Genomic DNA, 15,899 nt, shown 5'->3' with positions numbered 1-15,899 from the left:
GAAAAAAATGCTCTTGTCCTCAGACAAAAGCGGTTCCATATAAGTCGAACACGAAAAAATGAACGTTAAAAACGGAGTATGCGGAATAGTGCTGTACAAGCAAAGTGTTGGCGATGGGAAGCACTATTCGGCTTGTATAATCCAATCAAATCAAACAAGGTACCGGGATGCTGAAATCAATAGCGTCATCGTAATGACGTTCACAATGGTTGAGAGCAGTACCGTTTGAGCTGCGAAATCGGGTTCATTTTTATATTCCTCCGCTAAAATACTTGTATTAACACCGGTAGGCATACCGGATGCAATCAGCAGGGCTTGTGCTGGAATCCCTTTAAGCCCAAGCAGGAGTACGAGCAGAAAACCGACCGCAGGACCGGCAATCAGACGCAGCACCATACTGATATACACGGCTGTACGCCGTAGACGAAAGGGATATTGCACAATTTGCGCTCCCAAGGTAAGCAGAGCAACGGCAACCATCGACTGGCTGATATAATTCAACGGCTCTGCCAGTAAATTGGGCAATGGACTATGTAACAGGTTTAGCAGCAAGCCCAGTACGAGGGCATAAGGAACCGGCATTTTCAAAAAATTAATCAGAATTTTTCGAGTGTCGGCCTTGCCGTTCTGTACAACAAAGGTACCGTATGTAAAGGTGACAAAGCTTTGAAAGGTCATAATCAGTGCTTGAACGGACGTAGCCAGCGGATCACCTTTGAATACTAACTGATTGATCGGCAGGCCGTAATTTCCAGAATTATCAAGCATGACACTGTTTGTAAAAGCTCCCCGCATTCCGGGGCTATACTTCAGAGATCTGGCAACAGTTGTACTGATGACGTACAGAATGGCTATGTACAAGGCGTAAAAAAGAGAAACCTCGCCCATGAGCATTAACGAAATTTCCGAGTTATAAAGACCGGTAAACACAACCGCAGGGGTAATATAGTAAAAATTGATCTTAGCTAAGGTATACAAATCCAGTCGAAAATAATATTGCATGATACAACCAAAACCGATGAGTACAAAAATAGGTAAAACCACGTCTAAAAGAATGGTGCCGAACATATCTGGTTCATCTTCTTTCTATTGTGCGATTTCTTAAAAATGCATGTGCATTGTCCATTATACTGTGGAAATAGGCTGGGCGTATAATGAAATTTTATATAACCCAAGAGGGGCTACTCGCATTATGTGCTGTTCATGTGTACAATTAAATAGAGAACACAGAGAAAAGGGAGTGGCATAGATGGATTTAGGATTAACGGGAAAAGCTGCCTTTGTTGCAGGCTCCAGTAAAGGACTTGGCAAGGCAAGCGCGAGGGAGTTGGCACGTGAAGGTGCGAATGTCGTGATTTCGGGACGGGACGAAGCGGAGCTTCAACATACACAGGCTGAACTCCAGGAAACGGCCAGCGGGCGCGTCGAATATGTGGTTTGCGATGTAACGAAACCTGAACATATTTCCGAAGCTATCCGTCGTACAGCAGATTTGTTCGGCACCGTCGATATTTTAGTTAACAATGCGGGCGGGCCTCCTGCGGGAACCTTTGATGATTTTACGGATGAAGTTTGGCTGCAAGCCTTTGAGCAAAATTTGCTTAGTCATATCCGGTTAATTCGTGAAGCTCTACCTTATATGAAAAAACAACAAAGCGGCCGAATTTTAAATATTGCATCCTCGTCGGTTAAGCAGCCGATTCCGGGTCTTATTATCTCGAATACACTACGTACGGGTGTCTCTGGATTGGCGAAAACACTGTCTCTGGAATTAGCTCCTTACAATATCCTGGTACATACCGTAGCGCCGGGAAGAATCGCAACCGATCGTGTGCGAAGCTTGGACGAGCATCGGGCCGAGAAGACTCAGCAAACTTTGGATCAGGTTCGCAAGCAAGCAGAAGAGGGTATTCCGTTGGGAAGATATGGGGAGCCGGAAGAGTTCGGGAGGGTGATTGCCTTTCTGGCATCTGAAGCCTCGTCCTATTTGACAGGCAGCACCATTCTTGTCGATGGTGGGATGATCAAATCATTGTAACAAATATTAAAAAAAAAGCGTGCCAGCATCAGAATGAATCAGATGTTAGCACGCTTTTTAGGAGGGGGAGTTAAGAAGCTGTGAATCGCTTTCACCGGCCAATCAGTTCTCGTGGCGTGGAAGCTCACAACCGTCGTCTGTGCATACACCCCCTGCATCGTCTGCCGAGGAGCTTGCGCTTACCATCGTGAACGGAGAGCGTTCGTCCCATGCTTTTTGCAGGGCATCATGGAATACCTCGTCCGGCTGAGCACCCGAAACAGCAAATTTACGATCAAAAACAAAGAATGGCACACCACGAACACCCAACTCAGCACCCTCGGCTTCATCGGCTCTAACTTCATCCGTATAGCGATCACTGGCCAGCACAGCAGCGGCTTCGTCTCGATCCAGACCAACCTCGGCAGCCAGCGCCGTCAGCACTTCAGGGTCACCTGTATGCTTGCCTTCTATGAACACAGCCTGGAATAAGCGCTCGCTCAGCTCCAGCATTTTGCCTTGTGTTTGAGCCCACAGCGTTAAGCGGTGAGCATCCAGAGAATTGGTTGGCACCATCGCATGAATATTGTACTGCAGACCCGCCGTGCGTGCGTTTTCGTTCATACGATCATTCATGGCCTGAGCCTCTTGCAGACTGACGCCATATTTGGCTGATAGCTCTTCATTGATCGTTTTACCACTATCTTTTACAGCATCCGGGTTCAGCTCAAAGCTCTTAAATGTCAACTGCACCTCATCGTGGTGCGGGAATTGCTTCACTACTTGTTCCAAACGGCGTTTGCCGATATAACAGAACGGACACATATAATCAGACCAAACTTCGATATTCATAAGGAAAAGCCTCCATGTATACGTATTTTATCGAGTAACCGGGAGTGAGTAAGTTCACGTTTAGATTTTTTATCAAAGGTGAAACTCAATAAGTTACATTAGAATTATAAGGCCAAAGCCTCCTGCGTGCAAATATTTAATACTTGTCAAAAAATAAATGCTGTGATATTTTATATGTGTAACCGGTTACACATTGGAGTTGAAACTACACAATGACAACAATTAAACAGGTCGCCAGCTTTGCAGGCGTTTCCGTAGCGACTGTATCCAGAGTTATTAATGAAACAGGATATGTGCATGAGGATACACGCCGCAAGGTTGAGGCCGCTGTTAAGCAACTAAATTACAAACCCAACGAAGTTGCTCGTTCTCTGTATAAAAAGAAATCCAAATTAATCGGTCTGCTTCTGCCGGATATTACGAATCCTTACTTTCCTTTGCTAGCTCGTGGGGTGGAGGATCGAATGCAGGAAAATGATTTTCGAATTATTTTTGGTAATAGTGATGAGGATCGGCAAAAAGAACTGGATTACATGGATACCTTTATTCAAAATAATGTCGTTGGCGTCATTTCATCTACAAATGATCCCAATGCTGATTGCTACGCCAAGCTGAAAATCCCTGTCGTTTTTCTCGATCGGACTTCCAATGATAGCCCCTCCGTATACGCCGATGGTGCTCATGGCGGTCGACTTGCAGCGCAGGAAATCGTGGCCCGTGGCAGCAAACAAATTACGGTCATGCAGGGTCCGGCACATATTCGTCCGGCGCAGGATCGTTTTCGCGGTGCGGTTGAAGAACTTCAGCAATCGAGTATTACTTATCATGTCGTCAAGACGACGTCCTTTTCGTTCAAGGAAGCCGAGTTGTGGGCCAGAGAGCTTTTCAACAAGCATCCTGATACAGACGGAGTCATTGCGAGTAACGATATTGTGGCTACAGCGGTGATGCACGAGGCACATCGATTAGGAAAGAAAATCCCGGATGATGTTCAGATTATCGGGTTTGATGATATACCGTTAAGCAGCTTGTTATTCCCGCCATTGTCAACCATTCGGCAGCCTGCTTATGAAATGGGATGGGAAGCAGCAGGTCTGCTAATTCAACTGATTGAGCAGTCGCAAGCAACGAAGTCAAGCGTACCTAATCTTCATTCGAGCATACTTACTCATTCAAGCATACTTACTCATTCAAGCATACAATTGCCCGTCAAATTCATTGAACGGGAAACGACCAGAAAGGTGGATTATCATGGCTAAAATCACGATTATCGGAAGCAGCTCTATGGATCTTGTAGTGACTTCATCCAAGCGCCCCGGCGCAGGAGAAACGGTACTGGGTGAAAGCTTTACAACCGTGCCCGGAGGGAAAGGAGCCAATCAGGCAGTAGCCGCAGCCCGTCTCGGAGCGGACGTTACGATGATTGGACGCGTAGGGGATGATCATTTCGGCCAACAGATTTTACGGAACTTTGAAGAAAATCATGTTCATGTCGGCTATGTGAAACCGGTTACACATATGGAAAGCGGTACAGCACATATCGTACTGGCTGAAGGAGATAACAGTATTGTCGTTGTAAAAGCAGCGAATAATGAAATAACTCCAGCCTATGTAGCGGAAGCGATCGATGTGATCCGAAATTCGGATATGGTGCTCATTCAACAGGAAATACCGGAGGAAACGGTCGTATACGTGAGCAAAATTTGCGCCAAGTATGAGGTGCCGCTGTTGCTGAATCCTGCTCCGGCTCGTGAGGTGGAAGCAAGTGTGATTGAGAACGCGACATACATTACGCCAAATGAGCATGAAGCCGCTATTATGTTCAAGGGCCAAAGCCTTCAAGAGGCTCTACGTCAATATCCGAACAAGTTGTTTGTTACAGAAGGCAGCAATGGTGTACGGTTTTTCGACGGAGAACAGGAGATCGTTGTCCCTACTTATAAAGTAGAAGCCGTGGATACGACAGGTGCAGGGGATACATTTAACGCTGCATTTGCGGTGGCGCTGGCTGAGGGGAAATCGCTGGCAGACAGTGTGAAATTCGCCAATCGTGCTGCATCGCTGTCCGTTACCAAATTTGGGGCACAGGGTGGTATGCCAACGCGGCGTGAAGTGGAGGAACAATTATAATATGAAAAAACATGGAATCCTGAACAGTCATATATCCAAGGTACTGTCGGATCTCGGTCACACGGACTATATTGTCGTGGCCGATGCGGGCTTACCCATTCCTGAAGGCGTTACCAAAATTGATTTGGCTCTCAAATTGGGCGTACCGTCCTTTCAGGATGTCGTTGATGTAATCGCAGCAGACATGGTGGTCGAAAAGGTAACGTTGGCTGAAGAAATTAAACAGGGGAATAAGGAAGCTTTACGGTATATTAGCCGCACATTTGCAGGGAAACAGTCAGAAAATTCGCAGACCACGGCGCAAACCGCCGCCATTGAGTTTTGTTCGCATGAGCAATTCAAAGAGTTGACCCGTTATGCCAAGGTGGTCATACGCACAGGAGAAAATAAACCGTTTGCCAATTGTATTCTGCAGGCCGGGGTTTATTTTGGATAAAGTCTATTTTGGATAAGTTCATTTTAGATATAAAGGAGGGGACAGCATGCAGATTCAAATGAAGGGAATTCACAAAGCCTTTGGAACCAATCAGGTGCTGAGTGGTGTTGATTTTGATCTCCGTGAAGGAGAGGTTCATGCACTCATGGGTGAAAATGGTGCAGGCAAATCAACACTAATGAATATTTTAATTGGGCTGCATCGCCGTGATGAAGGGACAATCATCATTGATGGTCAGGAAACCTATTTTGCTAACCCTAAAGAGGCGGAGCATAAGGGAATTGCTTTTATCCACCAGGAGCTGAATGTGTGGCCGGAAATGACGGTGCTGGAAAATCTGTTTATCGGCAAGGAAATGACATCCAAGTGGGGATTGCTGGATAGCACCAAAATGAAAGCGCTAGCAAATGAACAATTCGCTAAGCTTGCAGTGAATCTGCCTTTGAATGGGGAAGCAGGCGAATGTTCCGTAGGTCAACAGCAGATGATTGAAATAGCTAAAGCATTGATGACGGATGCCAAAGTAATCGTAATGGATGAGCCGACAGCCGCGCTAACTGAACGGGAAATTCAAAAGCTATTTGAGGTTATTACTTCCTTGAAAAAAGAAGGCGTTTCCATAGTGTATATTTCACACCGTATGGAGGAAATATTCGCAATCTGCGACCGGATTACCGTCATGCGTGATGGAAAAACAGTGGATACCCAAGCGATTCCTGATACCGATTTTGATGAGGTTGTGCGGAAAATGGTCGGCAGGGAGCTAACTGAGCGCTATCCGGCGAGAATACCTGCTTTGGGAGAAGTGGTGCTGGAGGTCAAAAATGCCTCGCACAAAGGTTTATTTAAAAATGTGAATTTTACCGTGCGATCCGGGGAAATTGTAGGCTTTTCGGGCTTGATGGGTTCGGGGCGGACAGAAATTATGCGAGCGCTTTTTGGATTGGATGCTTTGGATAGCGGTGAAATCCATGTGCGGGGAAAAAAGGTAGCTATCCGCAAGCCGGATGACGCGGTTAAGCTGGGAATCGGCTTTATTACAGAGGACCGCAAGGATGAGGGATTGGTGCTGGATTTTTCGATCCGGGAAAACATGGTGCTGCCCAATCTGTTCAGCTTTACGTCGAAAGGATTTATTTCAGGCAAAAAAGAGCTGGATTTTGTTAATACATTAATTAAGCGCTTACAAATAAAAACTCAATCAGGCGAAACGACGGTACGCAGTTTGTCAGGTGGCAATCAGCAAAAGGTGGTTATTGCCAAATGGGTGGGCATTGGCCCAAGCGTACTTATTCTTGACGAACCAACGAGAGGCGTGGATGTAGGTGCCAAACGGGAAATCTACCAGTTGATGAACGAGCTGACCGAGCGCGGAGTAGCGATCATCATGGTATCCTCAGAACTTCCCGAGGTGCTCGGCATGAGTGATCGTATTATTGTGGTTCATGAGGGGAAAATCACCGGGGAACTGAGCAGGGAAGAAGCCACACAAGAACACATTATGACGTTAGCTACAGGGGGACAGTAATATGACAACTATGAATGAAACTAAAGGTGGCAAAGGGTTTCAAATGTCGCAAATCACGCAAAAGCTCGGCCCGTTACTGGGACTCATTATTTTGGTCATCATCGTATCAGTCTTGAATCCCAGCTTTTTGGAACCCCTTAATATTCTAAATCTGTTGCGCCAAGTATCTATTAATGCGCTGATTGCGTTTGGTATGACCTTCGTGATTCTCACAGGCGGGATTGATTTGTCTGTTGGCTCGATCCTAGCTCTATCCAGTGCATTTGTCGCGAATATGATGCTGGCCGGGTTCGATCCGATTTTGGCGATTATCATTGGCTGTGCGCTGGGTGGCGTCATGGGGATGATTAATGGCTTGATGATTACCAAAGGTAAAATGGCTCCTTTTATTGCCACATTGGCGACCATGACTATTTTTAGAGGATTGACGCTGGTCTATACCAACGGTAATCCAATTACAGGACTCGGAGACAGCCTGGTATTTCAGTTGTTCGGCCGCGGCTACCAGTTTGGCATTCCGGTTCCGGCGATTACGATGCTTATTACCTTTGCCGTACTGTGGATCATTTTGCATAAAACGCCGTTTGGACGCAAAACGTATGCCATCGGTGGTAACGAGAAGGCTTCGATTGTATCCGGTATTAAAGTACCGCGCGTGAAAATTTGGATTTACTCTCTGGCTGGAATGCTCTCTGCTTTGGCGGGTGCTATTTTGACCTCACGTTTGAACTCGGCGCAGCCGACAGCAGGTACTTCTTATGAACTGGATGCCATTGCGGCTGTCGTACTGGGCGGAACAAGCCTGTCAGGCGGACGGGGGCGAATCGTAGGTACGTTAATCGGTGTACTCATCATCGGGACGCTGAACAATGGCTTGAATTTGCTGGGTGTGAACTCTTTTTATCAAATGGTGGTCAAAGGGATTGTAATCGCCATCGCTGTATTGATTGACCGTAAGAAATCTGCATAAACCACCTAATCTGTATATAAGGAGACCACATATATGAAAAAGCTTACATTAATTATGACAGCCTTGCTGCTCCTGGTCATGACAGGCTGTTCTTTGGAACCGCCGGAATGGGCGAAACCTAATTCAGCCGCGAACTTGAAGGACATTAAAATAGGCTTGTCTATCTCCACGCTGAATAATCCATTTTTCGTCTCTCTCAAAGATGGAGTCGTTGCAGAGGCCAAAAAACAAGGATTACAGGTCATTGTCGTTGATGCGCAAAATGATTCGGCGAAGCAAAGCAATGATGTGGACGATCTGATCCAGCAAGGCGTAAATGCGTTGTTAATTAACCCGACAGATTCGTCGGCTATCTCCACGGTCGTTCAATCCGCGAACGCTTTGAACATCCCGGTCATTACGCTGGATCGTTCTGCTGACAAAGGAGATGTAAAAGCGCTTGTCGCTTCGGACAATGTAGAGGGTGGACGCATGGCTGCCAGATACGTGATTGATCAAGTCGGAAAAGGTGCCAAGGTCATTGAGTTGGAAGGCGTACCAGGTGCATCGGCTACCCGAGAACGGGGCAAAGGCTTCCACGAAGTAGCGGATAAGGAACTGAACGTTATTGCCAAACAGTCGGCCGATTTTGACCGGACCAAAGGTTTGAATGTCATGGAAAACCTGCTGCAAGGCAACCCGGATGTTCAGGCGGTATTTGCCCATAATGATGAAATGGCGCTTGGGGCGATTGAAGCCATTCAAAGCTCGGGTAAAAATATTCCGGTGATCGGCTTTGACGGTAATGAGGATGCGTTGAAATCAATTAAGGAAGGCAAGCTCACGGCAACCGTGGCTCAGCAACCTGAACTGATTGGACAATTGGCAGTTCGGGCGGCACAGGATGTACTCCAGGGTAAAACCGTGAAAAAATCAATTCCTGCCAAACTGGAGCTAGTGGATCAGAAGAAATAAAACGGGTGTATGCCCCCATAGATTTAAGATTTCGGGCTGATGCGATCATGGAATTAATGCCAGCCTGGTCAATAGGGACGATTCCAATAAGGGGTAGTACCAGCGAAGCTGTTACCACCCGCAAAATAGATGGAATATAGTGGTGTTTCCAATCCCGAAATCAGATACAGCCGACATACGTGTAAAAACAGATCACTTGATGGGCAATAGATACCATTAAGTGATCTGTTTTATGATGTTGGGCTATTTCACTATCGTACCCAATTAATTTAGCATTGGGGAAGGAGATGTTTTAGTACCGAATGCGATTATTGTTCCAATACCTTTTCAAGCTCGCCGCGCCATTTACCCCAGCCATACTTAGCGCCTTCGACTCCTTGAGCATTTGAGATTCCGGTTTGTTCGAGATGAAGGTTAACCTTTATGTGGCTCTTCGGACGTAGCGCCCACGAGGCGGGAGCTAGGATTCCAAAACTAAGTTGGGTTGTTTCCTCCTCATAATTGTTTTCAAGTGAAACTTATTCAGGTTCCAAACTTTCCAAATGACTAGCAGTCAGCTATGTGTGCCAACTATTGATTTTATGTCATAGGGTCAACAAGACTTGAGGATACGTCCCTTTTTAGTTTGATTTATTCCTAGTTATCTCATGAGTTTAATTGACAAATAAAAAAAGCGGGATTATAATGACCTAAATTCAAAGTTCATTAACGAGTTAAATGGCAACATAAGCAATACTTTTTTTAACTTTTACGTTAATCATCGTTGATTATTAACAATGAAAATAGCTCTTATGATTAGGAAAACGAGAACACAGATGAGCATTCGAACGATACCACAAAGGAGAAACGAATGAGAGCAAAGGAAATGGAACAGTTAAGAATGGAACACAAGCTTCTCTCTTACTTGGGGAAGTACGATAATCCTGTAGGTGCCACGACGCTGGTACTGGTTTTAGGCAAGGAGTTTGGATTAAGTCAGGCTTCCATTGGACGAAAGCTGATGGAGTTCGATACCTTGGGCTATACGGAGAGCAAAGGGCGAAAGGGCAGGTTGCTTGCTCCGCCGGGAAAAGACCGCTTGGCAGATATCGAGCGTCAGCTTACTCAGTGGCGTGATCAGTCGAACTTGCTGGATGCGCTCAATGTTTCTGATGAGGAATCACTGCTTGATATGCTAATCGCAAGACGTGCGCTGGAGCGAGAAACAGCTTGGCTGGCAGCATCGAAGGCCAGTGAACAGACGATTCAAGAGCTATGGCATTCAATTGAAGCACAGGATGAGGCCATTGCAGATGGGCGTGTTCCGATTGAGGAGGACCGGGAGTTTCATGAACGGATCGCTGTGGCATCTGGCAACCGCGTGCTACTGCATGCTTTACGTCTTGTATGGGGAGAAGGGGCTCATCTTCCAGCAACCGCGCTGATTAGGAAAGCCGTTGGCAGCGAGCTTGTGGTAGACCATCGGCAGATTGTGGAGTGTATAGCCCATCATGAGCCTGATGAAGCGGCATCTGCGATGGTAACTCACATCAATCAATTGATTGAGGATGTGCGCATTTATTTTGATAAAAGTAAAGCATAAAAGAACGTCATTAATGACCCATGATATAGCAGTGCTTACCAAAACTCTGATTAACGCCTGATTTAAAATCTTGAGGTAGGATGTTGTTTTTACAGGATACAGGTTATTCAATACAGGAGGTGGTCAATATGACAGTTACATACCGACTCGGTATTGACATCGGTGGAACGTTTACGGATGTAATGCTAACGGATAATAACGGGAGGGTAACCGCAACATTGAAAACACCGTCCGTCCCCTCCGCGCCGGAGCAGGCTATTTTAAATGCGATTGAACAATTGAAGTCCATCCCGATTGATATTGGGGCCGTTGAATTGTTTGTGCACGGGACAACGCTGGGTGTGAACACGCTTATTGAACGCAACGGAGCGACGACAGGGCTTCTCGTCACTCGCGGATTTCGGGATGTTCTGGAAATTCGCAGACTCCGTCTGGAAAATACGACGAATCTTTACGGTGACAAGCCTGATCCACTTATTCCGCGCCATCTTGTAAAGGAAATTGATGAGCGCTGCTTGGCTGACGGACGGATCTATCGACCTCTTCCAGCCGATGATCTGCGTCAGTCTGTACAGGAGCTGCTTGCCGAAGGTGTTACGGCGATTGCCGTATCCTTTCTGCATGCTTACCATAACCCGGAGCATGAGCGGCAGGCCGTGGAACTGATTCGCAGGGAATTTCCCGATGTTTTTGTCTGCTCCAGCAGTGAGGTGTGGCCACAGCAACGAGAGTATGAACGTACTCTGGTAACGGTTATGAATGCGTATATTGGTTCCCGGATGAATGGATATTTCCGCAAACTAGAAGTTGGGGCGAAGGAGCGAGGCTTGCATGCCCAAGTGCTTTCCACGATGTCCAATGGAGGTATTATGACCGCGCAGCGGGCGGCTGAGGAGCCAGTTAAAACGTTGTTGTCTGGTCCGGCATCGGGCGTGATCGGCGCGACCCATGTAGCGAGATTGGCTGCGATCAACAAAGTCGTCACCTTTGATATGGGCGGCACCAGCGTAGACGTGGCTGTCATTGATGGTGAACCGGCCTATTCAAGTGAAAATCAGATTGGCGATTTTCCTGTCATTATTCCGGCGGTGGACGTAACCGCCATCGGCGCAGGCGGCGGATCTATCGCCTGGGTTGACGGTGTAGGCGTGCTCAAGGTTGGACCGCGCAGTGCAGGAGCAGATCCGGGGCCAGCTTGTTATGACAAAGGAGGGATGAATCCGACGACCACCGATGCCTATGTGCATCTGGGTATTATTCGTCCAGATCGCTTTCTTGGGGGCCGTATGTCGCTGAACGAGGAACTGGCGGCAACGGCGCTGGAGCGTTTGGGAGCAAGGATTGGGCTGGATTCCAAAAAAGCGGCTCAGGCGATTCTGGATGTGGCGACCGCCAATATGTACGCACAATTCACACCCCTGATGGCGCGAAAAGGAATTGATCCCCGTGATTTTACGTTGCTGGCATACGGCGGAGCTGGCCCGACGCATGCGTTCCTGCTGGCGCGGGAGGTCGGTATACGGCGGGTGCTCGTGCCACCGTCTCCAGGCACGCTTTGCGCAACAGGATGTGTCGTGGCCGATCTGCGTAATGATTTTGTATATACTTTGTACAAAACTGGACAGCAGCTTCAGGAGGGCGAGCTTAAACGTATTTTTAAGGATCTTGCCGAGCAGGGACATCATTGGCTGGAGACAGAAAGCAGCCGAGGAATAGAACTGGAGTCCACCTATATGCTGTACAGCGCGGATATGCGCTACGAAGGACAGGCTTTCGATATTGAAGTGTCCATTCCAAGTGAAAATCTGGAAGCTGGATCTGTTTCAGAGACTACAACGGATGGCGCAGTCCAGTTTGTTCAAGAGGCAGTGACGCGTTTTCATCGCCAGTATGAGACCATTTTTGGAGTAAGCCAGCCGGAGTCTCCCGTCTCCTTTATCAATCTGAGGGCAACGATTGTTGGCGTAACCCGCAAGGCGGATACGATGCAAATCCCCGACCATGATGATTTGTTCCAACAGCCTAGTCATTCAGCAGCTCAGGAAACCAGAACCATATATTTTGATGGCGGGGAAATGAAGGCGCACATTGTTCGGCGTTCAGGTCTGCCCACTACAGAAGCTTGGCCTGGTCCAGTCATTATTGAAGAGTATGATACGACTGTCTTTGTTCCACCAGGTTACACCGTAAAGATTGACAGCCTGGGGAATATAATCGGGGAGGTGGAAGGATGAACAGCGAGCTGAAGACGGACCGCGTATTTCTGGAGATTTTTAAAAACAGGGTGCAGGCTATCGTCGAGGAAATGGCTAATGTTGTTTTGCGCACCGGATTTACCGCTTTTGTCAAAGAAACAGGTGATTTCGGCACGTACCTGCTTTCACCCCAGGGCGAAACCTTTGGATGTCCACTCGATACAGGTTACAGCCTGTCGTTAGGTATCCCTGCGGGGGATGTGATTTCATCCATCGGACAATGGAATAAAGGCGATATTGTCATTTGTAACGATCCGTATTCGACGGGCGGTATGGCGACACATCTGCCGGATGTCTATCTGCTGAAGCCCTTTTTCCATGAGGAGCAAATTATGGCCTTCGGGCTGTGCTTCATTCACTCTTCTGACGTGGGGGGCAAGGTACCGGGCAGTGTGTCGCCCAGCTCATACGATATTTATCAGGAGGGGCTGCGCCTTGCGCCAGTGAAGCTGTACGAGGCCGGTGTGTTGAACGAAGCCATTTTGCGTATTTTTCTTGATAATTGCCGGATTCCTGACCAAAACTGGGGCGATCTGAGAGCTTTGATGGCTGCACTGAACCGCGGAGAACGACGGCTTAAAGAGCTGGTAGAGCGCTATGGGATATCCCGAGTAGAGAATGGCATCGAAGATGTGCTTGTTTACGCCGAGACACGGGTTCGTCAGATGATTCAGGATATTCCGGACGGAGAATACGAGTTCTGGGATTATATTGAGAAGGGTCCGGGGGGGTATCCGGTTCGACTGCGCTGTAAAATGGTGGTCCGGGACGATGGAATATTTTTGGATTTTAAGGGGACAGACCCGCAGGTGAGAGCATCCTTTAATATTCCGACCCTTAACAAACAGGGGCATTACTATCTGGTGCCAGCACTCATTCGATATTTCAGGACACTGGACCCCTCGATTCCATGGAATTCGGGGATGGTGCGGATGATTACGAATGATGCTCCGTCGGGTACTCTGTTGAATCCGGAAGCTCCGGCTGCGATCGGAGCGCGTGCGGCTACATTTATCAGGCTGATGGATGTGCTGACAGGTACGCTGAGTCAAGCCCAGGAGAACAAGCTGCCCGCTGCTGGTGCCGGACAAGCGGCGATCGTCATGCTGGCTATGACTGATCCAGTCACGGGTGGGCGGAAAGTAGGCGTGGTGCAGCCGATTTGTGGAGGCTCGGGAGCCAGACCGATGAAGGACGGCATTGACGGGATGGACTTTGCGGTCGGTCATCTGCGCAATATTCCTGCGGAAACGGTTGAAGCCGATATGCCTATCCTGATCGAACGGTACGGGTTGCTGCCCGATTCGGCTGGGGCGGGAACCTACCGGGGAGGCTGTGGAATTGATTTGCAGTTGAAGGTACTCAGTCCCGATACGGTGCTGACTGCCCGTAATATGGAGCGGATGGAATTTCAGCCGTGGGGGAGACTTGGGGGGAAAGCTGGTGCCTATGGAACAGCTGTTAAAAATTTGGGACAGCCATCCGAGGAACATACCGGGCGAATCGACGAGCTTTTATTACAGCCGGGGGACACGGTGGCGTTCTTTTCCCAAGGCGGAGGCGGGTATGGGAGCCCTTATAAAAGAGCTCCCGAGGCCGTCGCACGGGACGTACGCAACGGATTAGTATCCAAGGATGCCGCTTATGAGCAGTATGGAGTCGTATTCAATGAAAGACAGGTAGATTTGGACGCTACCCAAAAAAGACGCAGTGCCGTTCACAGTTCAATGGATGAACAGCAATCTTTTCATTTTGGCTCGGCTCGTGAACAATTTGAGTCCACCTGGAGTGATGAAATGCAGTTGGCTATCGGGGCGGCGTTAACGGTGTATCCGCTGGCACTTCGGGATTACCTCAAACGATGTGCAATGAAAGATATAGATGAGCGATTCCACAAAGGCGAACAGGTACAGGCTATTGAAGTGGCAGAGATTATGGCAGCCATCCATCGTACGATTGCTGCTCTCTAAGCAGGAGAGCAGCGTTTTTTACAGTTAATAAACATACTTTACCGGGAGGTTTAATCAAATGAAACGATTTTCAAAAACGTTAGGTTCCGTATCTGTTATTTTAGCTGCGTCTATGTTGCTGCTGACAGCGTGTGGCAGCTCGTCATCCACTTCACAGGCCACCAATGGAAATTCGGATGGAGAACAAAAAATCAAGCTCAGCATGTTTATATGGGCGGGTGCCAATCAGGACGTGGTTCCCAAAGAAGTAGTTGCGGATTATGTGAAGAAACACCCGAACGTTCAGGTTGATTTTGTGGAATCATCCAATTCTGTTATGTACCCTAAAATGGTGGCAGGGCAAAAAGCCGATCCCAACAATCCGGTTGTCAACTTCGGTTACTTTAATGCAGACGCTTCCGCCAAGGGGCTGAACGATGATATGTGGGAGCCGCTGGACCCGTCCATCGTAACCCATATGAAGGATATTCCCGAGCAATACCATACCAAGGACAATCGCGGCATCGTATGGGGAGTAACAAATTTTGCACTCGTATATAACAAGGATTTGGTTAAAACTCCGCCGACAAGCTGGAGCGATCTTTGGGATAATCCGCAATTTAAGGACAAAGTGGCTCTTTGGGATTACATGTTCTATTCCTACATTGCTCCAGTCATCGAATTGAAGGGCAAGGAACTGGGTGCAACCTATGATAAGCCAGAGGCTGCCTTTGATTTCTGGGGGAAGCATACGGATCAGGTACGCACGCTCGTAACCTCCAATGACCAATTGAAAAACTTGCTTATTTCCGGCGAGGCGCTGGTAGCACCATTCAGTTCGCAGACGGCTCAGACGTGGATTAATGATGAAGGCGCTCCACTAGCAGTAGCTATTCCGAAGGAAGGTTTCGTTTCCTTCCCGTATTCCTTGCAAGTGGTCAAGGGCTCGACGCCGGAACAGACACGTGTCGCTAACGAGATCATTAATGAGCTGTTGAAACCTGAAAATTTGACCAAATATGCTGAGGCAACAGGTACTCCGGTAACAAGCACTGCTGCTCAAGTACCTGATAAATATAAAAATGATCCATCTTTCTCTGTAGCTGAGCAGAAAAAAGGCTTGAATCCGGATTGGTCAGCCATGGCCCAAGGAGCTTCGGAGTGGAAAGACCTGTGGGATCGTCTGGTCAAAACAAAACTGCAATAATATCAGGCCATAGTTATAG

At 47.8% G+C, this 15,899-nt stretch carries 13 protein-coding genes and 1 pseudogene; 11 read left to right on the top strand and 3 right to left on the bottom strand.

Translation table 11 applies throughout. The features are described 5' to 3' along the window. Window positions 1-150: 150 nt before the first annotated feature. Complete coding sequence (locus ABIA61_RS04985; RefSeq protein WP_283656149.1) at window positions 151-1,068, bottom strand: AEC family transporter; 918 nt, start codon at window positions 1,066-1,068, stop codon at window positions 151-153. 181 nt (window positions 1,069-1,249) lie between these two features. On the opposite strand from ABIA61_RS04985, the gene ABIA61_RS04980 reads away from it, so the two are divergent. Next, window positions 1,250-2,038, top strand: a complete 789-nt coding sequence (locus tag ABIA61_RS04980; RefSeq protein ID WP_283656148.1) for an SDR family oxidoreductase — start codon at window positions 1,250-1,252, stop codon at window positions 2,036-2,038. Between the two features lie 102 nt (window positions 2,039-2,140). Here the strand turns inward: ABIA61_RS04980 and ABIA61_RS04975 are convergent, their stop codons facing one another. Next, on the bottom strand, window positions 2,141-2,869 hold the full coding sequence (locus ABIA61_RS04975; protein ID WP_283656147.1) for a DsbA family oxidoreductase: 729 nt from the start codon (window positions 2,867-2,869) through the stop codon (window positions 2,141-2,143). 212 nt (window positions 2,870-3,081) lie between these two features. On the opposite strand from ABIA61_RS04975, the gene ABIA61_RS04970 reads away from it, so the two are divergent. The 6 genes from ABIA61_RS04970 to rbsB are packed head-to-tail and all read left to right on the top strand — an operon-like array spanning window position 3,082 to window position 8,887. Further along, complete coding sequence (locus ABIA61_RS04970; RefSeq protein WP_283656146.1) at window positions 3,082-4,128, top strand: LacI family DNA-binding transcriptional regulator; 1,047 nt, start codon at window positions 3,082-3,084, stop codon at window positions 4,126-4,128. Then, window positions 4,121-4,999 carry a ribokinase gene (gene rbsK, locus ABIA61_RS04965; RefSeq protein WP_283656145.1) on the top strand — a complete coding sequence of 293 codons (879 nt, stop codon included), beginning with the start codon at window positions 4,121-4,123 and terminating at the stop codon, window positions 4,997-4,999. Before ABIA61_RS04970 ends, rbsK begins: the two co-directional genes overlap by 8 nt. Window position 5,000: 1 nt before the next feature. Next, window positions 5,001-5,435: a D-ribose pyranase gene (rbsD, locus tag ABIA61_RS04960; RefSeq protein ID WP_283656144.1), complete on the top strand. Its 435-nt coding sequence runs from the start codon at window positions 5,001-5,003 to the stop codon at window positions 5,433-5,435. Window positions 5,436-5,481: 46 nt separating this feature from the next. After that, entirely contained in the window at window positions 5,482-6,963 is a 1,482-nt protein-coding gene (locus tag ABIA61_RS04955; protein WP_283656143.1) for a sugar ABC transporter ATP-binding protein, read from the top strand. 1 nt (window position 6,964) lies between these two features. After that, on the top strand, window positions 6,965-7,933 hold the full coding sequence (rbsC, locus tag ABIA61_RS04950) for a ribose ABC transporter permease RbsC (protein ID WP_014281544.1): 969 nt from the start codon (window positions 6,965-6,967) through the stop codon (window positions 7,931-7,933). A 33-nt stretch (window positions 7,934-7,966) separates the two neighbouring features. Next, entirely contained in the window at window positions 7,967-8,887 is a 921-nt protein-coding gene (rbsB, locus tag ABIA61_RS04945) for a ribose ABC transporter substrate-binding protein RbsB (protein ID WP_404520167.1), read from the top strand. A 308-nt stretch (window positions 8,888-9,195) separates the two neighbouring features. On the opposite strand, the pseudogene ABIA61_RS04940 reads toward rbsB, so the two are convergent. Beyond that, a pseudogene (locus ABIA61_RS04940) lies at window positions 9,196-9,312 on the bottom strand (SRPBCC family protein); the annotation flags it as partial. 425 nt (window positions 9,313-9,737) lie between these two features. Between ABIA61_RS04940 and ABIA61_RS04935 the strand changes: the two are divergent. From ABIA61_RS04935 to ABIA61_RS04920, 4 genes are all read left to right on the top strand, one after another. Then, window positions 9,738-10,469 carry a FadR/GntR family transcriptional regulator gene (locus tag ABIA61_RS04935; RefSeq protein WP_283656141.1) on the top strand — a complete coding sequence of 244 codons (732 nt, stop codon included), beginning with the start codon at window positions 9,738-9,740 and terminating at the stop codon, window positions 10,467-10,469. Window positions 10,470-10,597: 128 nt separating this feature from the next. After that, entirely contained in the window at window positions 10,598-12,703 is a 2,106-nt protein-coding gene (locus ABIA61_RS04930) for a hydantoinase/oxoprolinase family protein (RefSeq protein ID WP_404520166.1), read from the top strand. Then, a complete protein-coding gene (locus ABIA61_RS04925) occupies window positions 12,700-14,694 on the top strand; it encodes a hydantoinase B/oxoprolinase family protein (RefSeq protein ID WP_283656138.1) in 1,995 nt (664 codons plus the stop codon). Before ABIA61_RS04930 ends, ABIA61_RS04925 begins: the two co-directional genes overlap by 4 nt. A gap of 58 nt (window positions 14,695-14,752) precedes the next feature. Then, on the top strand, window positions 14,753-15,880 hold the full coding sequence (locus ABIA61_RS04920) for an ABC transporter substrate-binding protein (RefSeq protein ID WP_404520164.1): 1,128 nt from the start codon (window positions 14,753-14,755) through the stop codon (window positions 15,878-15,880). Window positions 15,881-15,899 lie beyond the last annotated feature (19 nt).

This window comes from Paenibacillus sp. RC21 (assembly GCF_044907935.1).
GTDB lineage: Bacteria > Bacillota > Bacilli > Paenibacillales > Paenibacillaceae > Paenibacillus > Paenibacillus terrae_A.
The sequence above is the reverse complement of the archived record's forward strand: the minus strand, read 5'-3'. Positions and strand labels throughout refer to the sequence as shown.